The 22,047-nt window shown below is 70.3% G+C and carries 13 protein-coding genes; 9 read left to right on the top strand and 4 right to left on the bottom strand.

From position 1 onward, the window contains the following. Nucleotides 1-20: 20 nt before the first annotated feature. Genes WMF26_RS05085 through WMF26_RS05075 form a run of 3 tightly spaced genes read left to right on the top strand, consistent with a single transcriptional unit; the run spans nucleotide 21 to nucleotide 9,918 of the window. A complete protein-coding gene (locus WMF26_RS05085; protein WP_437999371.1) occupies nucleotides 21-2,309 on the top strand; it encodes a hypothetical protein in 2,289 nt (762 codons plus the stop codon). Between the two features lie 13 nt (nucleotides 2,310-2,322). Beyond that, nucleotides 2,323-3,441 carry a hypothetical protein gene (locus WMF26_RS05080; protein WP_437999370.1) on the top strand — a complete coding sequence of 373 codons (1,119 nt, stop codon included), beginning with the start codon at nucleotides 2,323-2,325 and terminating at the stop codon, nucleotides 3,439-3,441. Nucleotides 3,442-3,459: 18 nt separating this feature from the next. Continuing rightward, entirely contained in the window at nucleotides 3,460-9,918 is a 6,459-nt protein-coding gene (locus WMF26_RS05075; protein WP_437999369.1) for an RHS repeat-associated core domain-containing protein, read from the top strand. 73 nt (nucleotides 9,919-9,991) lie between these two features. Here the strand turns inward: WMF26_RS05075 and WMF26_RS05070 are convergent, their stop codons facing one another. Continuing rightward, on the bottom strand, nucleotides 9,992-10,891 hold the full coding sequence (locus tag WMF26_RS05070) for a LysR family transcriptional regulator (RefSeq protein WP_437999368.1): 900 nt from the start codon (nucleotides 10,889-10,891) through the stop codon (nucleotides 9,992-9,994). Between the two features lie 146 nt (nucleotides 10,892-11,037). Between WMF26_RS05070 and WMF26_RS05065 the strand changes: the two genes are divergently transcribed. Next, nucleotides 11,038-11,613 carry a YceI family protein gene (locus tag WMF26_RS05065; protein ID WP_437999367.1) on the top strand — a complete coding sequence of 192 codons (576 nt, stop codon included), beginning with the start codon at nucleotides 11,038-11,040 and terminating at the stop codon, nucleotides 11,611-11,613. A gap of 335 nt (nucleotides 11,614-11,948) precedes the next feature. Continuing rightward, nucleotides 11,949-13,577: an alpha/beta hydrolase family protein gene (locus WMF26_RS05060; RefSeq protein ID WP_437999366.1), complete on the top strand. Its 1,629-nt coding sequence runs from the start codon at nucleotides 11,949-11,951 to the stop codon at nucleotides 13,575-13,577. Nucleotides 13,578-13,722: 145 nt separating this feature from the next. On the opposite strand, the gene WMF26_RS05055 is transcribed toward WMF26_RS05060, so the two are convergent. Continuing rightward, complete coding sequence (locus WMF26_RS05055) at nucleotides 13,723-14,610, bottom strand: NmrA family NAD(P)-binding protein (protein ID WP_437999365.1); 888 nt, start codon at nucleotides 14,608-14,610, stop codon at nucleotides 13,723-13,725. 145 nt (nucleotides 14,611-14,755) lie between these two features. Between WMF26_RS05055 and WMF26_RS05050 the strand changes: the two genes are divergently transcribed. Beyond that, nucleotides 14,756-15,688, top strand: a complete 933-nt coding sequence (locus WMF26_RS05050) for an AraC family transcriptional regulator (protein WP_437999364.1) — start codon at nucleotides 14,756-14,758, stop codon at nucleotides 15,686-15,688. 73 nt (nucleotides 15,689-15,761) lie between these two features. On the opposite strand, the gene WMF26_RS05045 is transcribed toward WMF26_RS05050, so the two are convergent. Beyond that, the gene (locus WMF26_RS05045) at nucleotides 15,762-16,373 is read right to left on the bottom strand and encodes a hypothetical protein (RefSeq protein ID WP_437999363.1); all 612 of its coding nucleotides are present in this window, start codon (nucleotides 16,371-16,373) and stop codon (nucleotides 15,762-15,764) included. A gap of 812 nt (nucleotides 16,374-17,185) precedes the next feature. On the opposite strand from WMF26_RS05045, the gene WMF26_RS05040 reads away from it, so the two are divergent. The 3 genes from WMF26_RS05040 (at nucleotide 17,186) to WMF26_RS05030 (ending at nucleotide 20,603) form a co-directional block, all read left to right on the top strand. Beyond that, a complete protein-coding gene (locus WMF26_RS05040; RefSeq protein ID WP_437999362.1) occupies nucleotides 17,186-18,190 on the top strand; it encodes a fatty acid desaturase in 1,005 nt (334 codons plus the stop codon). 114 nt (nucleotides 18,191-18,304) lie between these two features. After that, on the top strand, nucleotides 18,305-19,363 hold the full coding sequence (locus WMF26_RS05035) for a hypothetical protein (RefSeq protein WP_061626398.1): 1,059 nt from the start codon (nucleotides 18,305-18,307) through the stop codon (nucleotides 19,361-19,363). Nucleotides 19,364-19,427: 64 nt separating this feature from the next. Then, nucleotides 19,428-20,603, top strand: coding sequence for a trans-sulfuration enzyme family protein (locus tag WMF26_RS05030; protein WP_437999361.1), 1,176 nt, complete (start codon nucleotides 19,428-19,430; stop codon nucleotides 20,601-20,603). A 20-nt stretch (nucleotides 20,604-20,623) separates the two neighbouring features. Here the strand turns inward: WMF26_RS05030 and WMF26_RS05025 are convergent, their stop codons facing one another. Beyond that, complete coding sequence (locus WMF26_RS05025; protein ID WP_438002377.1) at nucleotides 20,624-21,997, bottom strand: pyridoxal phosphate-dependent decarboxylase family protein; 1,374 nt, start codon at nucleotides 21,995-21,997, stop codon at nucleotides 20,624-20,626. Between the last annotated feature and the right edge of the window lie 50 nt (nucleotides 21,998-22,047).

Raw genomic sequence — 22,047 nt, 5'->3', positions numbered from 1 at the left:
CGCGCAGCGAGGCGAGCAAGATGAACACGCGAAGATGGTTGTGGGCGCTCGTCCCGGTCGTCGCGAGCGCGTGCGGAGATGCGGGCGAGCCTGAGATGGCGACGACGAGCGCGCGCGCCCTTCTGACCGCCAAGCCGACGCTGTTTCGCTACCGCGCGATCGGCGCGGCGGGCTCGGAGATGCGGTATGCTGCCGAGCTGCCGCAGGAGGACGGGACGACGATCCTGCTCCGCCTGGAGGGGTGCCTCGACGAGCGCGTCGTGCGCGAGCTCTTCGGCGTGAGGCGGAGCGCGATCGCCGAGCGGACCGACGTCGTCATCGACGCGGCGGCGCCGATGATCGCGTGTCCGGACCGCATCGCCGCGGAGGCGAGCGTCTACGCGGAGCCGAGGACGCAAGGCCTGTCGCTCCTCGACTACCGGCTCGACGGCGAGCCCCCTCAGGCCGGGCCCGGGCGCTATTTCGTGATTCCCAACCGCTGCGGGGGGCTGATGAAGCACCTCGGGATCGCCGAGCGCGCGCGGCGCGCGCCATCCCCTCCCCTGGGGAGCCCCGGCTGGACGCCCGAGCCGGGCGCCGCGCCGATCCAGCTCTCGTGCGCGAATGAGCGCGCGGCGGAGGCCTACGACGGCTGGGAGGTCCACTCGGCCTGGTTGCCGAGCGTGGAATTCCGGTGGATGGTGCTCGTCAAGAAGGGGAATACGTCGTTCTTCGTCGAGTCGCTCGACGGGCGGCCCTACAACGACCTCACCGACGCCGAGCGCGCCAAGGCGCTCAGCGACGTCAGGAAGCTCCTTGCCGTGCCGAGCTCGTGGGAGTCGACCGACGTCGTCCCGGAAGACGAAGAGATCCAGCCCGACATGCCGTTCTTCGACGTGTGCCTGGAGCGGTGCGGCACGGCCAGCTGGGTCCCGGCGCACAAGGTCCTGAGGGACGGCTACCTCGAGTGCGAGAGCGGCTCGCTCGATCCGAGCACCGGCGGGTGCCTGGACGGCGAGCGGAAGGGCTATACCGACCGCCTCGAGCTGAGCGGGACGACGAGCCGCCGCGCGCCGCTCGGCGGCGTCACCCTGGATCTGCCCATCTGCACCGCGAGCGAGGCGTGGGAGCGCCGCTTCGGCCTCTCGGGCCACGACGGCGGCGGGACGTGGCTGACGCGGCTCATCGCGGCCTACAACGCCGGCAAGAGCGAGGGCGCGGCGCCCCGTCTGGTCTCGCTTCCGTGCCTCGTGCCGGACCGCACGTGCTCGGTCACGCTCCGCGAGGGCGCGGACCTGTCGACCACGACCGTCGCCACCCTGACGCGCAACTGCGCGGCGGACGCCGAGGCCCTGGAGGTCCGCGTGGGCAAGCGCGCCGCGGTGAGCCGGCCGCCGTTCACCCTGGACGCGGCGACGCTCCCCGCGAGGATGCGCAAGGTGCGCATGATCGGCGAGCCGGAGGGCTCGACCATCACCGTGGCGCAACCGACCTGCGGTTTCGGCACGAGCACCGCGTGCACCGACGCGCAGCCGGCCCTCCTGGTGCAGGGGGATCTGACGGTCGATCTCGAGCACCTCCGGCTCGTGTCGCGCGCCCCCACGGGGAGCACCGCGGGCCCGCCGGCGCCGCTCGCGCGCGTGGGCGTGCAGGCCGCGGGCAGCGCTGCGCGAGGGCTCGTCCTGCGGGTCCGCGACGTGGTCATCGGCGGCGACACGGCGCCGGTGTTCTACAAAGGCATCGTGTTCTCGGGAGGCACGCTCGCGCTCCACAGCTCGAGCGTGCGCGCCTTCACCGACGGGGTGTCGGCCGACCGGGCGCGCGTGTCTATCGTTTCGTGGCCGGTCGCCGGGGGCCATAGCATCGAGTCGCTCGCACAGCCCGACCTCACGGCGGATGATCTCGTGGATCTCCGGGGGGAGTGGCTCGGGGGCTCGGTCGCGAACTTCCGCGCGCTGACGCTCAGCGCCGACGTGCAGGCGTTCGTCGTCGGGATGCGCGTGTCAGGCCCGATGGCGGTCGCGTGGAACGACGACCGCGCGACGTGGAGCGAGGACGGGCTCCTCGCGGTCGACAGCACGTTCACGAGCGCTCCTGGCTACTTCGATCGCGAGTCGGTCATGCTCTCGGTGGCGGGCAGGGGCCAGCTCAACTTCGTGAACTCCACGGTCGTCAACTTCGGACACGTGCTCCGCTGCCCCTCGCGGCTGTCGGGAGGGACGGCGAAGATCATCTTCGACAGGCCGGAGTTCGACGAGATCACGTATGGCCTGAGGCAGGGAGCCTGCACCTTCGAATCGGCGACGCTGTGGGAGCCCACAGGCGAATAAGGCGAGAAGGACCATGACAAACAGAAAGAGAATCGTCGCCGCGGCCGCGGCGGTGGGGGTCGTGTCGCTTGCGCTGTCGCTCGCGTACCTCGTGCTGCGCCGCGCCGAGCGCGACCGTGGGGTCGATCTCGAGCTCGCGCAGTCGGTGAGCGCCGACTTCGGGGCGCGCGTCGAGGAGCTCTTGAAGCCTTACCTGGAGGCGCAGCCGGGCGTGCGCGTGCGCGTGACCTACAGGCCCCGCGCGGCCGAGGAGGGCCTCTCGGGGGCCCGAGGCGCGCACCTCGTCCTGCGCCCCTTCGAGCCGTCGGAGGCGGACAAGGTCGCGCCGCTCTTCGCCGCGGACTACGCGGTGCTCGCGTATGACCGCAGCCGCGTCGCCGAGCCGCCGGCGAGCTTTCCGGATCTCGTGACGCAGGCGCTCGCGCTGAAGGCGAAGGGCGATGTGGCGTATGGCCTCGCGCTGCCCGAGGAGACCTATCCCCTCCTCCCGCTCTTCTCGGACGTCTTCTGGCCTGCCACGCCGCCGCGAGAGGCGAAGACGGCCGCGAAGGAGGCCTTCGCGCTCCTCGGCGATCTGCGCTTCACGTACGGCCTCTCGCCTCACGCGTGCACGTCGGACTGCGCGGCACGCCTGCTCGCGGAGGGGCAGGTCCCGTTCGCGGTCCTCGGCGAGTGGCGGATCCCCGAGCTCCGGCGCGCGCTCGGCGAGCGCCTCGGGCTGGCGCCGTTGCCGTCGCTCTCGCGCGGGGGGCCGCCGCTCAGGAGCGTGGGGCGCACGTACGGCGTGGAGCGCGCGCCGGCGCTGAAGGAGCGCGAGGCGGGCGCCGCGGACGGCGTTGTCGCCTACCTCCGCGGCGAGGGGCAGAAGCGCGTCTTCGCGGCGCTCGGGAAGCTGCCGCTCGCGGAGCCGCCGGCCGCGGCCGATGGCGCCGCGGAGGCGCCGGCGCCCGAGCAGGTGGAGCAGGAGCGCGCGCTGCGCGCGCCAGCCGTCTCGGCGGATCCGGCGAGCGTGCGGGCCGCGGACGCGGCCCTCGCTCCGGTCTGGATCGAGTTTGCCGACGGGCGCATCGGCGCGGAGGGGGCCGCGCGCGCGCTCGTCGAGAACATCACGGCAATCCATACGGATTCTTAGATGGGCGGAGATCGAACAATGAAGCGAAAATTCTTATGGTCCAGCGGTCTAGCCTTCGTGCTGACCGCGTGCGGGGGCAGCGCGCCCGGGGACGACGTAACGAGCTCCGAGAAGGGGGTTTCGCCTGCGGCGTCGTCGGCGGGCGCGTCGCCCGGCGATGTCTCGGCGCTGGCGCCGCGGCCGGCGCTCAATGTCGCGGTCTCGCCGGAGCGCGGTGAGCTGTCGGCGGGTCTTGCGTTCCCCGCCTTGCCGTCGCGCGCGTCGTCCGCCACGGAGGTCCTGCTGTCGTACGGGTCGGTGCCCGCGGACGTCTCGGCGGGGTTCGGCGTGGGGTTCAGCCTGAGCGTGCCGTCGATCCAGATGACGACCGACTGGGGCGTGCCCTACCGCGCTCGCCTGAGCAGCTCGCAGGACGTGACGGCGCGCCTGTCGCTGGGCGCCGAGCGCCTCGTCTGGGTGAAGACGGACACGGTGAGCGGCAAGACGAGGATCGAGTACCGGCTCGACGCCTCGGAGACGACCGTTCGGCTCTACCGGTATCCGCAAGGCGGGACCGTGGCGATGCGCGACGCATCGGGCGCGCTACAGAATGTGGCGTTCACCGGGTTCGAGGTCGTGTATCCGGACGGCCGGCGGGAGATCTACAGCGAGGAGCCGACCGTCGCCGAGGGGGTGGCGGGCGCGTCGACGTTCTCCCCGACGCGGTGGCCGCTCGTGCACGCCATCTCGCCGACAGGCGATGCGGTGTCGTACGAGTACACGAAGGCGGGCGACCGGTCGTACCTCAAGAGCGTGCGGTTCGCCGGCGGGCGCTCGGTCTACACGCTGGAGTCGGTGCCGCGGCGCGAAGGGCGGGTGAGCCACCTGATGGGCTACCCGCAGGGGCCGGGGCAGCTGTACACGAAGCTCGTGGCGAGCTTCGACGGCGAGCCGATGTACACCTGGTGCTTCGTGCACGCGGTGCACGGCGAGAGCGGCTCGGAGATCGTGACGCACCCGGATTGCCAGGCGCTGGCGAGCGAAGACTTCGCGTCGGACCGGCAGCGCGTGGCGGCCTCGCTCAGCAGCGAGAGCAAGCTCCTGGGGGTATATCGGTTCGGGCGCAGCCAGGCGCCGTTCGACCGGTCGACGCCGGCAGAGCCGCTGATCCGGTTCCGGTACACGGCGTGGGGAGCGGACGACATCGCCGGCCACGAGCTGGTCTATGACATGGACGTGCCGGACGTGTTCGGCTTCGGGCCGAGCGGCGGCTCGGAGCTGATGGACATCAACTCCGATGGCCTCGCGGACATCGTGCGGTATTCGGCGCGCGAGGGGACCAGCGTGCCGTCGTACAACGGCGGTGATCTCGCCGAGGCGAGCCTGTTCGCGACCAGCGGCGCGCCGCTCACGGTGGAGCGGACCGTCGGCGGCGTGTCGCGGACCGACGTTCCCCGGTTCGACGCGGCGGCGCAGGCGACGAGCGTGTTTCTCTCGGGCGACTTCGACGCTGACGGTCGAACGGACCTCGTGCAGGCAACAGCGTCGGGGACGCGAACGGAGCTCGCGCACTACGCGGGCCGCGGGGAGCGGACGCGACCGTTCTCCGCGGCGCCGAGCTCGACGGTGGTCGATGTCGAGCTGCCGCGGTTCGCGCGCGGCCGGACCCAGGCGATCGACCTCAACGCCGACGGCAAGGCGGACCTGCTCACCACGGTGGCCGGGTCGACGGACAGCACGTGGACGGCGTTCATCAACGTCACCGAGCCGGGCGCCAGCGCGCTGTCGTTCAAGCCGCTCGTGGGGCTGACCTTCCCGTTCCGGCAGGGCGCGGGGACGGAGCTCGACAACCCGGCCTATCGCTTCCTGGACGCGAACGGCGACGGGCTGACCGACTTCGCGGTCATCCGGTCGAGCGGCGCCGGCGAGAAGGGCATTTGCATCTACGAGAACCAGGGCAAGGTGGTGGCATACCCGGCTGGCTCGTCCTCGGTGGCGAAGCTGACGGGAGGGCTGCTGTTCGGGGACGCGAGCGCGAGCGACCCGGTGTGCGGGCAGGGCCGGTTCGTGTCGGTGCCTGATCTCGCGGCGAGCCAGAACATCAACGCCATGTGGCTGATCGACGTCAACGGAGACGGGGACATGGACCTGGTCAACGTGACGGCGGCCGCCAACGAGCTCGGCGTCTGGCTCGGACGAGGGCAGAAGGGCTTCGCCGCCGAGCGACGGATGCCTCTGGACGAAGGGGTGTCGGTCGATCCGGACAACAAGTGGAACACCCGGGTCCTCGATATCGACGCCGACGGCGCGGAGGAGATCCTCGTCTACGAGTCGAACCTGGGTGGAGGCCGGATCAAGGTCATCGACTTCAACCGAGACGGGGTGAAGAACCTGATCGGCCCTGACCTCCTGTCGGAGGTGGAGGAGGGCCCGGGCCTGAAGCACGCGGTGCAGTACGCGACGAGCACGGATGAGTTGATCCGCGACGCGCGCCGCTTCGGCCGGGACGACGCGCGGGTGCGGGCGCTGCCGTATCCGGTGACCGTGGTGAAGCGGCACCTGACGGCGGTGGGCGCCGAGGCGCCGCGGGTGCGGGAGCTCCAGTACCACGCGCCGTATTTCAACGAGCGGGAGCGCGACTTCGCGGGCTTCGGGCAGTGCGAGGAGCTGGATGTTGGAGACGACAGCGCGGCGAGCGTCGTTCGCCGGCGCGTCTACCAGGTGGCGTCGGCGGCTGCGCCGGTGAGGCGCTTCTTCGCCGGCAAGCTGCGCACCGAGGAGTTCTTCGAGCCGCGGCTCTCGAGCGCGCACGCGGCGCGGATCGCGGCGAGCGCGGGCGCGTGGCCGAGCGGCGTCGAGGCGGCGTCGCAGACGGCGGAGACCTGGAGCGAGGAGCCCTACGAGGTGGAGTCGCTGCACAGCGTGCACGAGGAGGCGTGGGCCCTTTTGCCCTCGGCGCCCGACCCGAAGACGCCGGCGTTCTTGCGACAGACCGGCACGCGCGACGTGCAGTGCAGCGGAGCGGGGTCGTGCGCGGAGGGGGCGACCGTAACGCAGACCAACACGTACGACACGACCTACAACCGGCTCGTCCGCCGGGAACAGTCGCTGCCCGCGGTCGCCGGGCCGAACGGGACGGAGCTGCCGGCGCGCCGCTACGTGAGCACATTCACGTACGACGCGGGCTGGGAGGCGCGCGGCGTGCTCACGGCGGTGCGGGAGCAGTCGCTGCTCTCGGGGCCATCGGGGCGCGTGCTGCAGAGGACGTTGTATGAATACGGGCCCGACGTGCCGCTGCCGGTGCGCGTGACCCAGCCTCTCCTCATCGACGCCGAGGCGCTCGCCTCATTGCCCGCGGCGGTGAGCGCGCCGCTCCTCTCATCGCGCACCCAGGTGCGTGCGTCGCGGTACGACGCCTTCGGCAACGTGGTGGAGACCTCGGACGAGCACGGGCTCCTGATCAGGAACATCTATGACGCGACCGGCGTCTTGCTGGTCGGGAGGCAGAACGCCCTCGGGCACGCCGCGCAGTACTGCTACGGCACCGCGGGCTGCGCGCTGGCATCGCTCGCCCCGCCGGCCGAGGGCCTCGTCCCGGCGCGGAGCCTGTTGCCCACGCATGTCCGGACGCCGCAGGGCGACGTGGAGCTCACCGAGTACGACGCGCGCCATCGCCCCGTTCATCGGGTGCACTCGAGCGGCGCGGAGGGCCGCTACGCCTACCGCGACGCTGGCGCGCAGACCCCCGCGCTGGTTCACATCGCCGATCGGCGCACGGCGGCGGACGCGGGGAGCGAGCCCGTCGAGCGCCTCGCCGCCTTCCGGGCGGATGGGCTCCCCGTCGGTCAAGCGGTGGAGCACGAGGAGGCAGGGGGCGCGCGCGTCGTCGCGTTCACCCGGCATGGGCGCCGCGGCGACCCGATCTTCGAGGCGCTCCCGTACTCGACCGCGGTGGGTATCGATACAGCCTTCGATGCCGGTCGATTCCCCTCGCCCGAGGGCGCGGCGCGCGGCACGAGCACGGTTTACGACGGGCTCGGGCGCGTCGTGGTCCGCACCGACGCCGCGGGGCTCGTGACGCGCATCGCACAGAAGCCGTGGGGCCAGCGCGTCGAGGAGAACCGCGGCGGGAGCGATGCGCGCGTCGAGACGCGCCTCATGGTGGCGCGCGGCGACGAGGTCTACGCGATCGTCGACGAGCTCGGCCAGGTGCAGCGCTACGAGCGCGACGAGCGCGGCAGCCTGCGTGCCGTCACGCTCGCGGGGGCCGGAGCCCCGCGCCGCATGGCCTACGACTCGGCGGGCAAGCTCGTGATGACGTCGCTCTCTTCCGGTCTCACGCGCCTGTGGGTCCGCGACACGCGCGGGCGGGCGACGGAGATGCGCACGTGGGATCGGGCGTTCGCGGCGTGGGAGAGCGTCGAGATGACCTACGACGCGCTCGACCGTCCGGCGGACATGTTCGCGTCATCCTCGTCGCGCCCGGAGGGCTGGGACGAGCGCTCCTTCCTCTACGATGGTCGAGAAGGCGAAGCGCCGCGCCCCGAGCTCATCGGGAAGCTCGTCGAGGCGACGACCTTCGATCGGATCAGCGGGCAGCGCGTCCAGGAGTCCTTCGCGTACGATCGCGATGGGCGGACGACGGCCCGGACGAAGTCCGTCGATGCCGGCGACGCGCGCCGCGACTACGAGGAGCGGTGGACGTACGACCTCGATGGGACGGTCGCCTCGTACCGCGATCCGTTCGGCAACACGCTGTCGTTCACGCGCACGCCCTCGGGCGAGCCGTCCTCCGTCGCCTGGTCGGCCGGCGATCGCGCGGCGGCGCCGCTCATGACGGACATCACCTATGATCCGCGCGGCCAGCTCGCGAGCTACCGCGTCCCGTCCACCCGCCTGCACCGGACGCTCGGCTATGATCCGAGCTCAGGGCTGCTCACGCACCTCAAGGCGTGCGTGGGCGAAGGGGCCGACCCCTGCGCGCTCGGGCCGCTGCAGGACGTGGCCTATGATCGCCGCGCCGATGGCCGTGTCGTCGCGGCGCGCGAGAGCGCTCCGGGCGCGGCGGGCTCCGGCGTCTCGTCGTACACGTACAGCGCGCGCGGCGAGCTGCTCGGCGCCTCGGAGGCGGGCGTGGCGCACACCTATGCTTATACGCCCGCTGGCCTGGTCGCGTCGCTCGGCGAGGGGGCGGAGGCACAGCCGTTCGTCGTCGAGGACGGGCGCGACGCGTTGCCGTTGCCCGAAGCGGGCCGTGGTCAGCTCGACAGCTTTGGCCGGCTCACCGCGTTTGGGCGCCTCCGCAACGCCGAGTACGACCCCTGGGGCAGGCTCCGGCGGGTCGAGGTCGACGGCGGCGTCCTGGAGTACGGCTACGATTCTGCCGGCGAGCGGCTCTCCAGGCGGCAGCTCCGCCGCGAGGGGGACATCGAGGTCCCCGGGTCGCTCGTGGTGTATCCCACGCGGGCGACGCGTGACGACGGCGTAGAGCGCCAGAGCCTCGTCCGCGTCGGGGGCCACCGCGCAGTGGTGCTCGTCGACGAGGCGCGCGTCCTCTCGCTCCTCGACGACCAGCTCGGGGTCGTCCAGCGCGTGGTCGACGAGCGCGGCGAGACGGTCCTCACGGCCGACACGACGCCGTTCGGAGCGCTCGCGCGCGACATCCAGGCCGCCCCTCCGGGCCTCGGCAGCACCGAGCTCGTCCTCGCCTTCACCGGCCAGCTGCGCGATCCGGAGACCGGGCTCGTCCACATGGGGGCGCGCGACTACGTGCCCGCCATCGCGAGCTTCGCGACGCCGGATCCCTATGCGCTCGGCGACCCCGAGCTCTGCGCGAGGAGCCCGCTCGAGTGCCACCCCTACGCTTATGCGATCCACGACCCCGTCAACTTCGTTGACGAGTCGGGCTTCCTGGGGCAGTGGGCTAGCCGGCATCGGTCCACAGCGCGGCAGCAGCGGCAGCAGCAGCGGCAGCAGCAGCAGCAGCGGGAGGCGCTGCACCGGCAGATCCTCGACGCGATCGGCCCTGCGAGCGCGGTGCACACGAATCGTCCAGGCGAGATCCCCTACAGGAACCCGCCGGAGATGTACACCACGGATCCAGGACACCCGACGGCGACGAGGTTCACGGGCTTCCATCAGCTGGACGCCACCAGGACGTACCTGTGGGTCGTCAGCCCAGCTGGGCACTTCCACGTGGCGCCCGAACGGCAGCGAGGGTTCCTGCGGAATGACGGGCGAGAGCACAGCGTCAAGCACGGCGATCTGACGCCTGGCAACCGGGGGCTCGTGCGTGGAGAAGCGCGCGCGGGTGGCGAGATCCGTTGGTACGATCATCCCTCCCCGCTCTGGCTGGTGGACCTCAACTCCAGCTATGCCTTCAACCGTACGGATGGCTTGACGCTGGTCCAGGACAGCCTGTCGGCCGTGCAAGAGCTCCTCGAGTTTCATGGAATCAATACGGATAGTGCCCTCTTCTATGATTCTTCGTCGAACTAGCAGCGACGCATCGGCGGGAGGGCCGGCGCCCTCGCTGCCGGAGCAGTCGCTCGCGTCGCGATAGAAGCGGCGGTCACGGCGAGCGCTGGAATCGCCGCGTGAGCGATTCGACGAGGAAGTCGCGGAACACCGCGACGCGATGAGGCAGGTATCGCGCGGACGGGTACACGAGGTGCAAGGGGGCGTCCGAGGCCATGTGCGACGGCAGCACGCGCACGAGGCGGCCCCGCGCGACCTCGCGGCCGCAGAGGATCATCGGGAGGAGGCCGACGCCGACGCCCGCCAGCACCGCGCGGCGCGCGAAGCTGAGCTCGTCGACGGCGAGCGGCCCCTCGACCTCCACCGTCTCCTCCCCCGCGGGCCCCGTGAGCCTCCACGCGGCGCGGTTCCGCGTCGCGCGGAAGAGGACGCACCGGTGCGTCGCCAGGTCGGCGAGGCTGCCGGGCACCCCGGCGCGCTCGAGGTAGCGCGGCGAGGCGTACAGCGCGTCCTCCACCTGCCCGATCTTCCGCGCGATGATCGAGCCGTCGCGGAGCGGCCCGGCCCGCAGCGCGAGGTCGAAGCCCTCCTCCACGAGATCCACGACGCGCCCCGTGAGGACGACGTCGACGCGGACCGCCGGGTGGCGCCGCACGAACCGGGCGACCGCCGGCTCGAGCATGGCGACGCCGACGTCGACGGGCGCGGTGATGCGGATCGGGCCGCGCACCACCGACTGGAGGTCGGCCACCATCGCGGCGGCCTCCTCGAGGCTCGCGACGCCGCGCGACGCCCGCTCGTAGAACGCCGCGCCCGCCTCCGTGAGCCGCACGCTGCGCGTCGAGCGGTGCAGGAGGCGCGCCCCGAGCGCCTCCTCGAGCAGCGCGACGGAGCGGCTGATCGACGACTTCGGCAGCCCGAGGACCCTGGCCGCCGCGGTGAAGCCCTGCTCATCGACGACGCGCACGAAGACGGCGATGCGGTTGAGGTCCATTGTTCGTCCCAGGAGAACAACCCGTTCTCGAACGCCTGTCTAGTGCATCCACGAGCAACGGCGCATGGTGGGTCCTGTGCCGCACGGCGCGCGCGCCCCGGATGAGCCGGGCGCGGCGGGCCCCTCTTCACGAAGGACGACGAGCCATGGACAACACGACCATCACCAGCACCCCGAGCGCGATTTCCTCCCAGGCCGCCCGGTGGACGATCGACGCGAGCCACTCGAGCGTCTCGTTCTCCGTACGCCACATGATGATCTCGAACGTGCGCGGCGGGTTCGCGGGCGTCGCCGGCGAGGTCACCTACGATCCGCGGCGCCCCGAGGCGTCGAGGGTCTCGGCCACGATCGACGCGGCGTCGATCCACACGCGCGAGGACAAGCGCGACGAGCACCTCCGGAGCGCCGACTTCTTCGACGTCGAGGCGCACCCGACGATCACCTTCGTCTCCAGGAGCGTCCGCCGCCGCGGCGAGGGGCTCGACATCGTCGGCGACCTGACGATCCGCGGCGTCTCGCGCGAGGTGACGCTCGCGGTGAGCGAGCTCTCGGGCGAGCACGACGATCCGTACGGCAACCGCCGGCTGGGCGCGTCCGCCACGACGAAGATCCGCCGCAGCGATTTCGGGATGAGCTTCAACGCGGTCCTCGAGACCGGCGGCGTCCTCGTGGGGGATGAGATCTCGATCACGCTCGATATCCAGCTGATCAAGCAGGCGTGAGCGCGGGAGGGCCGCCGCCCGGCCCCGCGCGGTCCTCGGCAGCCTCCCGTCTGAATTTCAATTCTGCCAGGGGGTTCCCGGCAGGGTAGTGGTCAAATTTGAACATGAAGGCGGGAAGACGGGAAGAAAACATGAATGATCTTCCCGCCTTCCCGCCTTCATGTGGACTCTCCCTGGGCAAAGTTGACCACTACCCCCGGCTGCCTCCGGTCTGAATTTCAATTCTCCCGGGAGGCTCCCGAAGAGTCGTGTACCATGGCGACGGCCAGCGAGGCGCCGTCCCCGCGCTCCAGCGGGGCGCGCTCACGCTGGAATGACCCATGGAGAAGCGACGCATGCACCACCGCGGAGCGGCGCCCGATGCGGTCGGCGGGGAGCCGACGCCGCGCGCCGGCGAGAACGCGCAGAAGAGCACCCCTCCGGACCTCGCGCGGGACGAGCGCCCGAAGCGCGCCGAGAGCGCCCGCGCGAACGCCCCCGCCGCGCGCTCCCCGCGCCTCCGCTCCTGGATCGCCGCCGCAATCCTGCTGGCCGGTTGCGACCGGACGCCGGACGCGAGCCATGCCGCAGCGCCGAGACAGGGGCCTGTCTCGCGCGCCGTCCCGGGGTGCGGGGCCGCGATCGACGCTCCGGATGCATTTCGGACCGAAGCGACGGAGCGCCAGCAAGAGCACCTGCGCTTGCTCGGCCCCGACGGAGCGACACTCTCGGTCTCCTGTCTGCCCAAGCGCAGCTCGGGGCCGATGACGCTTGTCGAGCTCGCGCAGTGGGTGCTGAGCGACATCGTGAAGCTCGACCGCGCGAACGGCGTCGGGCGGACGAGGCGAACGGACGAGCCGCCGATCGACGGGCGCCCCGTCCTCGCGCTGGAGACCGATACGGACGCCGGCGGCAGGCGCTCCACGCTGCTGTTCACCGAACGGGCGCAGGTATTCTACTGGGTCGAGTACACCGCGCCCGCCTCCTCCTGGGACAAGGGCGCAGAGGGACGGACGACGCTGCTCCGGTCCTTTCGCGTCACCGATCCTGGTGCCGACCGCGGGCCGACACGCTGGTGGCACCCCGAGGTCAAGGAAGATCCCCGGACGCTGGCCGAGGCGCGGGCGGCCTTTCGCACCAAGGTCCGGAAGGGCAGGCCGGAGAAGGGGTTCGATGGACTGCCCGCGCCCACGCCTCCGCGAGGGACGTTCGAGAAGGTGCACGTCAAGGGGCCGGTCGGGCGCCTGACGGCGTACATCACCCCGGACCCGAAGGACTCGCGGAAACACCCGGCCGTCGTCTGGGCGCACGGCGGGTTCGGCGGCATCGACCGCTGGTTCTGGGAGGCCGCTCCCCGGAGCAATGACCAGTCGGCGCGCGCGTTCCGGGAGGCGGGTATCGTGCTCGCCGTCGGCTCCTGGCGCGCCGAGAACGACAACCCCGGCGACTACGAGCTGTACTACGGCGAGGTCGACGACCTCCTCGCGCTGCGAGATCACGTGGCCAAGCGCCCGTATGTGGACCCGGATCGCATCTACCTCGCCGGCCATAGCTCCGGGGGTACCCTCGTGCTGCTGGCCGCCGAGAGGAGCGACGGTTTTCGCGCGGCGTTCTCGATCGGCGGGAGCCCGCTCTTCCGCGATCCAGCGAGCTACGATCCGTACGGCGGGGTGCCGTTCGATCCGACGGACGCCGCCGAGGTCCTCCTCCGCTCGGCCGCGCCGTTCGTCCGGTCGATCCGGCGTCCAACGTTCTACTTCGAGGGGAGCGGCTCCAGCCATGTAGGGCTCGCGCAGTGGATGGCCGACCGAGCCGCTCAGGCGGGCGTCCCGTTCCAGGCCTTCACCGCGATGCAGGCCGATCATTTCTCCATCCTCGCCCCGCTCACGGAGCTGCTCGCGAAGAAGGTCGTCGCCGACACCGGCGCTGCGGCGAATATCGGCTTCACCCAGGAGGAGATCGATCGGCTTCGCGTGGAGGAGTGAGGGCGTGCACGGGCAAACCGCCGGTCGTGGTCAACTTTGCCCAGAGAGAGTCCACATGAAGGCGGGAAGGCGGGAAGATCATCAAGGTTTTCTTCCCGCCTTCCCGCCTTCATGTTCAAATTCGACCACTACTCGCGGGCGGCCTTCAGCGCGGCGTCACGGGAATGCGCGCGGCGCCCCCTGCGTCGAGCCAGGCCGCGAGCGTCTTCAGCCCCGGGTGGATCGCCCGCAGCGAGGGGATGTCGACGTCGACGCGGAGCTTGATCGCGACCTCGACGACGCGCTCGATCAAGGGATTCTGGCGCAGCGCCTCGGCCGGAACGGTCGCATACGCGAGCGGCCGCCCCGTCGCGCGCCCGAGCGCGGCCGCCACCGCCTCGCCCGTGAGCACGTCGCCCGCGAGCTCGAGCGTCTGGCCCGCGAAGGCGTCCGGCGCCGCGAAGACCGCGGCCGCGATCGCGCCGATGTCGTCGGCCGCGATGAAGGGGATACGATGCCCCGGCGGGTAGAGGAACGTGAACGCGCCCGGCGTCGCGTAGAACTGCGGCTGGGTGAGCAGCTCGAAGAACGCGCCGGGGCGCAGGAGGGTGAACGGCACGTCGAGCGAACGGACGTACGCCTCGATCTGCCACTTGCTCTCGAAGTGGCCGACGCCCGTGCCCGGCACGAGGCCGGCCATCGAGGTGTAGACGAGGTGCCGAACCCCCGCCGCACGCGCGGCGTCGGCGACGTTCTTGCCGAAGCGCAGCTCGTCGTCCGAGGTGACGCCATACTGAGGCTGCCCCTCGCTCGGCTGCACGCTGAAGACGGCATCGGCCCCGCGGGCCGCGGCCTCGAGCGAGGCGCGATCGCCGAGGTCGCCGCCCACGACGTCGGCCCCGAGCCGGCGCAGCGCCGCGGCGGGCTCGCCGCTCGGGTCCCTGACGAGCGCCCGGACGCGAACGCCGCGCGAGAGCAGCGCTCGCGCGGCGCCGCCGCCCTGCTGTCCCGTGGCGCCCGTGACGAGGACGAGCCTCTCCTTGTTCGTTGTCATGACGAGCTCTCCCTTCGCAGGTGGGTCGCGGGCCCGCGGCGCCCCGGCGCCGGCCGCCCGCGCACGTCACGATAAGGGCTCGATAACGGACGGGCAGCGTTGTAGCGTCCATAAAAATGGTTCGATCGTCCAGCAGAGAGGACGCATGGACATCCTGACGGAAACGCTGCGCAGCGTGCAGCTGCGGAGCCAGATCTACGGGCGGCTCGAGATGAAGGCGCCCTGGGGCATGCGGGTCGACGGGCACGACGTGACGACCTTTTACGCCCTCTCGCGGGGCGGGTGCGTCCTCGACGTGGGCGGGCGCCGGCTGACGCTGGCGCCCGGCGATGTCGTCTTCCTGCGCGCCCGGCTCGCGCACGCGCTGCGCGATCGCCCCGGCTCGCGCGCGGTCTCGGCCGAGGAGGTGTACGCCCAGCGCGGGGGCCGCTGCGGCGGCATCGTGCATTACGGCGGCGAGGGGGCGCCGACAACGATCGTCGCCGGCGGCCTCCACTTCACCGACGCGCGCCTGAACCCGCTCGTCGCGAGCCTCCCCGAGCTCATGCACGTGAAGGGCGACGGCGGCGTCGCGACTCGATGGCTGGAGTCCACGCTGCAGTTCGTCGCCGCCGAGATGGACGCGGAGCTGCCCGGCCACGAGCTTGTCGCGGGCCGCCTGGCCGACGTGCTGTTCGTGCAGGCGCTGCGCACCCACGTCGCGGGCGTCACGTGCGAGGAGGCGGGGTGGCTGCGGGCCCTCTGGGATCCGACGCTCGGCGTCGCCTTGCAGCGGATGCACGAGCGGCCCGCCGACCCGTGGACCGTCGAGGCGCTCGCGCGCGCCGCGGGCGTGTCGCGCTCGGCCTTCGCCGCCCGCTTCAAAGGGGTGCTCGGCCTCGCGCCCCTCGAGTACCTGACGCGCTGGCGCATGCACCGCGCCGCCGACATGCTCGCCGACGAGGCCGCGAGCACCGCGGCGGTGGCGACCGCGGTGGGCTACGACACCGACGGCGCGTTCGTGAAGGCGTTCAAGCGCCACATGGGCGAGACCCCGGGCGCCTACCGGCGCAAGGCGCGCGCCCGGGAGAGCCGCTAGCTCCGCCCGCCAGGCGTCCGGCCAGGGGCGTTCAACGCGCCCGCCTGGCGGCCGCGCCGGGTGCGCCCGCGCCTCAACTGCCGTCGAGGTGCCACGCGAGGCGAGGATCCGCCGCGCATGCGGACTGGACGAAATCCGCCATGAAGGCGGCGCTCTGAGCAGGCCAGACCGTGCCGAGCTCATAGGGGACACCGCCAATCTCGATCGCCAGTCCACTTCCGTGAAAGAGGCCGCTCAGCAACACGACCTTGGATGCTGCATTCGTGATGACGGCGATTACCGGATAGCCCCGGCGGTGGGCATGGAGGACGCACGCGGCCATCAGGAGCCGGGTGAGCTGCTTGGCCCGGTGGGGCTTCTCCAGGTAGAGCCAATCGACCTCGACGAGATCCTCGCGCCGGAGGTCGGTCCGCCCCGTCAGGGCGCGCACGTCGATACGCTGCCACACGTCACGGATCACCCTCTCAAAGACGAAGGGGGCGCTGGAGGCGCGCATGATGCTCATCATCCCGACGGCGCGCCTCGAGCTCCCATCCACCGCCTCGGCGAGGATGAAGTCGCTGCGGTCGAAGTCGGACTCGACGAGCTCCAGAGGATCCTCGATCTCCGCCATGAACTGTTCCTGCAAGCAACGAATTGCCGGCTTGTCGGCCTGGACTGCCAGCCGGATGATGTACTGTGTCATGTTGCCCCTTGTGCGACGAGAAAATCAAACAGCAAGTGCGTCGGACAGGTCCACAGCAAGAGCTGTGCCCGCGGGATCCGTGGCGACATACCAGAGCGGCCGGACCGGGATCGCTCGCCTCCGGGACGGGTAGTGGACAACTTTGCCCAGAGAGAGTCCACATGAAGGCGGGAAGGCGGGAAGATCATCAAGGTATTCTTCCCGCCTTCCCGCCTTCATGTTCGAATTCGACCACGACTCCGGGACGGGTCGCGATCAGCTGCGGGGCAGTCGCCCTCCCCGGGCGCGAGCGCGGAAATGGATGAGCGCGCAGCTACGCCTGCTCGGCGATAGCGCGCAGCCAGGGCTCCTCGCCGGGCACGTGTAACATGAGACGTGGCACGCGGCGCGTGGCACGTGACCTGTGCCACGTCTCATGTTACACGTGCCCCCCCTCGCCCCCGCGTCGAAATCGGGCCATTGCTCGATCGGCGGCATTACGGCGCGGCACGAGGTGAGGCCTCCCTCCCTCCCTCGAACGCCTCGGCGTGCGCGCTGAGCCGCGATGTTCGCCGCGCGCTGCGAGGCGCGAGCGGTCTCTCCAGCGAAGATACGCCCCGTCCCTATCCGCATGTCCGACCCAGCTGCGGGCGTCACGCAGGCGACGAGATGCGCCTTCCCCAGACGGCACGGCCTGGCACATGCATTGCAAATCCTACGTGAGCCCGCCACGCAGCAAGCGAGCGCGCGATGGGGAGGCCGAGCTCAGGGATCCTGTCCGGCGCCCCGAGCTAAAAACTCAGTTCAGCGAGTGAAGCCAGGAGAATGCAGCCTTGGGAACAACGGCGAGCTCGGTCAAGAGACACAAGTTCTCGAAAGACATCCTCAAAGACGTCAGGGCCTGCTACACGGCGGACAACTGGCATGGCCCCCTGGAGATCGTCAGGCACTGGCTGTTCATTTCATTGTGGGTTTGGTTTTCATGCTGGTCGTGGCGGCATCTCCCTCTGGCGGCGGGCGCCGCGTCGTACCTCGTCGCGATCTTCTTCATAGGCGGGCGGCAGCGCGCGTTGGCGGGCGTGCTCCATCAGGCCTGCCACGGCACGCTCATGTCGAACACCAAGATAGGCTCCATCATCGGAGCGGCGCTCGCGGGACATCCTGTGCTTCAGAGCTACACTGGATACCGCCTTTCCCACGTGGTCAACCATCACGGTCGTTTCGGCGATCCCCAGCGAGATCCCGACTACCTCCAGTACCAGCGCAGCGGGCTGTGCGGGCCAAACCTCCAGCGAGCAAAGCTGCGCGACTATTTGATGAGCCTGGCTGGCCCACGCTCGACGTTGTCGTACATCGCGTACCTGATTCGACACAGGATCTTGCACAAGGAAGAAGCGAGCTGGGAGCGCTACGTCAGGCTCGTCGGCCTCCTGACCATCGTCGCCGCCGCCGCGGCCGCGGGGTGGCTCGGCGCGCTCGCGGCGTACTGGATAGTCCCGCTCGTCACCACGCAGGTCTGGATAGGGGCCGTCGCAGAGCTGCTGGAGCATTATCCGCTGATCGAGACCGCGTCGCGCGTCGACATACGCATGACGTGGAACCGAGATTACGGACCAGCCGAGCGGCTCCTGCTCGGAGAGGAGGAGGGCGAAGGATACCACCTGGTGCATCACCTCTTCCCCAGAGTCCCCCTCTGGCGCTTGAAGGAAGCGCACACCATCTTGAGGAGGGATCCTGCGTACGCCGAGCTGAAGCGCCCGAAGGGCCTGGCCGCGCTCTCCACGGTCTTCGCGTCGCTGCCCGGGCCGGAGATGGAGAGATCCGTCGCGAGCGCCTGACCAGGCGGGCGACCGGGCGCTCGGCTCGAGCCGGCGACGCGAGGACGCGCAGGCAGCGCGGCCGGCGAGCGCTCAATAACGATGACAAACCTTTACAGGATCGAGAGCAGGAACATGCTTACGAACACAAGAATCAGCGTTGAAGTGCACAACGAGTGGGATCCGCTGGAAGAGGTGATCGTCGGCAGCGCGAAGTTCGCGCAGCTGCCGTATTTCGACCACGGGATGAACGCGATCGAGCCCAGCACGCGGCACATCCTCGAGTCGGCCCAGGACCGAAGGTTCCCGGCCAGGGTGATCGAGGAGACCGAAGAGGATCTCGAGCGCTTCATCGAGATCCTGGACAGGCTGGGCATCGTCGTCCAGAGGCCGAAGCCGATCGACTTCCCTGGCCTCGTCCGAACGCCGTTCTGGGAATCCGAATACTACTTTCCGTACTGCCCGCGAGACGTCCTCCTCGCGATCGGCGACACGGTCATCGAGTCACCGAACCCGTTCCGATCGCGGTACTTCGAGTCCATGGCCTACCGTGACATCATCGTCGGCTACTTGAGGCACGGCTCTCGCTGGCTCTCGGCGCCGAAGCCGTCGCTGAGGGATGAGCTCTACGAGACCAGCAACCCCGCTCAGCCGACCCTGCGAGAGATAGAGCCCGCCTTCGACGCTGCCAACGTGCTCCGCCTCGGGCGCGACATCATCTACCTCGTGTCATCCACCGGCAACGAGCTGGGCGCACGGTGGCTGCAGAGCGCGCTCGGGCCGGAGTACCGCGTCCATCCCTGCCGCGATCTCTATTGCGGCTCGCATATCGACACCACCCTGGCGCCCATACGTCCTGGCCTCGTGCTGATCAATCCAGAGCGCGTCAACAAGGACAACCTCCCGGCTCCGCTCAGGGGGTGGGAGGTCATCGAAGCTCCCGAGATGGAGGTCGTGCGCTACTCGGATCTCGCGCCGAGCGCGTCGATCTGGCTGGGGATCAACCTGCTGATGCTCAGCCCGCACCTGGCCGTCGTGGACGCAGATCAGACGCGCCTGATTCGCTTGCTCGAACGGCACCGCGTGGAGGTGATCCCGCTGCGGCTGCGCCACGGCCGCACCCTCGGCGGGGGCTTCCACTGCGTCACGCTGGACGTCCGACGTCGAGGGAAGCTGGAATCGTATTGCGAATGAAGCACCTCATCTATCGACCAGGGAGCGCCGAGCGGCGATCGCCGCGGGCTCCTACGAGGTTCTGGTGAAAAGCAGCTCTAGGCTACTCCTTACGAAGCCGGTCGCCGCGGAGAATGTGCCGGTAGTTCAGCCGATCTATCAGACCACGCTCTTCCGCATGCCGAGCTACGATGCCGCTGTCGGCGCGGAGCATGCGACGCGGCCGAGCTCTTACTACACGCGCTGGGGCAACCCGACGGTCAGCTTCCTGGAGAAGCAGCTGGCGTCGCTCGCCGAGACGGAGACCGCGATCGGCTTCCCTTCGGGCATGTCGGCGATCACGACCGCGCTGCTCGCCCTCAACGACCCTGGCGACACGCTCGCGGTGTCGACCCGTATTTACGGCGACAGCCTCAGGTTCTGCGCCGAAGAGATGCGACGCTTCGGCTACGAGGTTCGCTTCTTCGTGCCCGAGGAGACGGAGCAGCTCGAGGAGCTGCTCCGACGCGGCTGCCGATCGGTGTACTTCGAGACGCTGAGCAATCCAGAGCTCATCTTGCCGGACTGCAAGCAGATTTGCCGGCTGGCCTCTCGGTATGGGGCGACGAGCATCTGCGACGCGACGTTCACCCCTCCCGGGGTCCTGGAGACCTCGACCCTGGGAGCCGATGTCGTGGTTCATAGCCTGACGAAGTACTTGAGCGGCCACTTCGCCGTCCACGGCGGCGCCGTGATGTGCTCGGACGCGCTCGCCGAGAAGATCTGGCGCAAGCAGACGCTGTATGGCTCTTGTATGGATCCGCACGCGGCCTGGCTCGTCTCCGAGGGTCTCAAGACGATTCATGTGCGCGTGGCGCAACAAAACGCGAGCGCCGCCCGCATCGCCGAGTTCCTCGAGATGCATCCCCGGGTCACGTCGGTTCGGTATCCGCGCCTGCGGTCGCATCCGCAGCACGACCGGGCGCGCGAGCTCCTCGGCGGCGGTGGGGGCGTCATCTCCTTCTCCGTGGCGGGTCCTGCGAGCAACATCGCGCGGCTCCTGGAGGCGCCCCGGATCATCGGGCTCTCGGTGAGCCTGGGAGGGATCTATAGCGTCATCGAGCACGCCCAATCGATGTCGCACTCGATGGTCCAGGACGCCGGCGGGGAGGCCTCGGAAGGGAGCAGGCCAGCCGACGATCTCTTCCGCCTCTCGGTCGGGCTGGAAGACGCGGACGACCTGATCGCGGATCTCGCGCAAGCCCTCGCGAAGCTGAGCTGAGGCGCGGCCTTCAGGCCCGGTCAGCGAGGAGCGTCCTTCATCGAGTCGAGCACCCTCTCGATGTCGGCATGCGTCTTGCGCGGGTCGATGATGACGATCCGCACGGCCGGCTCGCCCTGGAACGTCGTGGGGACGACGAACCCCGCGCCCGAGGCGATCAGGTGGGCCGACCAGGCGTCGTAGTCCGCCGCGGACCAGCCGCGGCGGCGGAACACGAGGACGCTCAGCTCGGGTTCGATGAGCAGCTCCAAGAACGGCCTCGCGCGGATCGCCTCTGCCGCCTGCTGCGTCAGCGCCAGCGTCGTCTCGATCGCCTCGGAGTACGCGTCCGTCCCGTGAACGGCGAGCGAGAACCAGAACGGCAGCCCGCGAGCGCGTCGGCTCAGCTGCAACGCGTAGTCCGCGGGATTCCAATCGGCGCCATCGTTGATGGGATCCAGGTAGGCCGCCGACTGGTTGTGCGCCGCCCTCGCCTGGGCCGGGTCGCGGTAGATGAGCGCGCAGCAGTCGTAGGGCGCGAAGAGCCATTTGTGTGGATTGACGGTGAAGCTGTCGGCCATCTCGATGCCGGCGAAGGCCGCTCGCTTGCTCGGCGCGGCCAGCGCCGCGAGCCCGTAGGCTCCGTCGACGTGCAGCCATGCGCCCCGTTCGCGGCAGACCTGCGCGACACCGGAGAGATCATCGATCAGGCCCAGGTTCGTTCCTCCCGCCGACGCGACCACCGCGAAGAGCCCATCGTCCCCCTGCGCGTCGAGCGCTCCCCGGAGGGTCGTGCTCGTCATGCGGTGGCGGCCATCGACGGGGACCTCGATCAGCTCGACGTCCATGATGCGCGCCGCCTGCTTGATCGACGAGTGGCCGTCGGTCGACGCCGCCAGCTTCCAGCGGGCCGGCCGCGCCCCATGGCGCCGCACGAGCGCTGCATGTCGCGCCGCATGGAGCGCCGAGAGGGTGCCCAGCGTCCCGCCGGGCACGAAGGTGCCCCCGGCCGCCGCGGGGAAGCCGGCGAGGTCGGCGATCCAGCGCAAGGCCTCGTTCTCGGCGTAGACGGCGCCCGCAGCTTCGAGCCAGCTGGCCGCGCAGAGCCCGGCTCCGCTCACGACAAGGTCGAAGAGCACCGACGCCTCCGTCGGCGCATGGGGGATGAACGCGAAGTACCGGGGGTGATCGGCCGCGACCGTCGCCGGCGCCAGCTCGTCGACCCAGCGCCGCAGCGCCTCCTTTCCCCCGAGGCCCGCTCTCGTGATCGTCTCCCCGGCCCGCTGCGCCAGCACCTCCGGCGCCACCGGGCCGCCGAGCGGCCAAGCGTCCCGATTGCGGCGCAATACGAGGTCGATCACTTGACGCGCCAAGTGCTCCGATTCGTCCGTCGAGCCATGTAAGGTCTTCGTCATTGCGATAGAAAGCAGGTGAACCCCAGCGGCGCTGGAGAATTCCATGGTTC

The sequence above is a fragment of the Sorangium sp. So ce185 genome (assembly GCF_051526825.1).
Lineage (GTDB): Bacteria > Myxococcota_A > Polyangia > Polyangiales > Polyangiaceae > Sorangium > Sorangium cellulosum_D.
The sequence above is the reverse complement of the archived record's forward strand: the minus strand, read 5'-3'. Positions and strand labels throughout refer to the sequence as shown.

Bases quoted from the DNA above. Each gene is read 5' to 3' on its own strand.
- WMF26_RS05085 (WP_437999371.1), top strand. From the start codon at position 21: ATGAACACGCGAAGATGGTTGTGGGCGCTCGTCCCGGTCGTCGCGAGC.
- WMF26_RS05080 (WP_437999370.1), top strand. From the start codon at position 2,323: ATGACAAACAGAAAGAGAATCGTCGCCGCGGCCGCGGCGGTGGGGGTC.
- WMF26_RS05075 (WP_437999369.1), top strand. From the start codon at position 3,460: ATGAAGCGAAAATTCTTATGGTCCAGCGGTCTAGCCTTCGTGCTGACC.
- WMF26_RS05070 (WP_437999368.1), bottom strand. From the start codon at position 10,891: ATGGACCTCAACCGCATCGCCGTCTTCGTGCGCGTCGTCGATGAGCAG.
- WMF26_RS05065 (WP_437999367.1), top strand. From the start codon at position 11,038: ATGGACAACACGACCATCACCAGCACCCCGAGCGCGATTTCCTCCCAG.
- WMF26_RS05060 (WP_437999366.1), top strand. From the start codon at position 11,949: ATGCACCACCGCGGAGCGGCGCCCGATGCGGTCGGCGGGGAGCCGACG.
- WMF26_RS05055 (WP_437999365.1), bottom strand. From the start codon at position 14,610: ATGACAACGAACAAGGAGAGGCTCGTCCTCGTCACGGGCGCCACGGGA.
- WMF26_RS05050 (WP_437999364.1), top strand. From the start codon at position 14,756: ATGGACATCCTGACGGAAACGCTGCGCAGCGTGCAGCTGCGGAGCCAG.
- WMF26_RS05045 (WP_437999363.1), bottom strand. From the start codon at position 16,373: ATGACACAGTACATCATCCGGCTGGCAGTCCAGGCCGACAAGCCGGCA.
- WMF26_RS05035 (WP_061626398.1), top strand. From the start codon at position 18,305: ATGCTTACGAACACAAGAATCAGCGTTGAAGTGCACAACGAGTGGGAT.
- WMF26_RS05025 (WP_438002377.1), bottom strand. From the start codon at position 21,997: ATGACGAAGACCTTACATGGCTCGACGGACGAATCGGAGCACTTGGCG.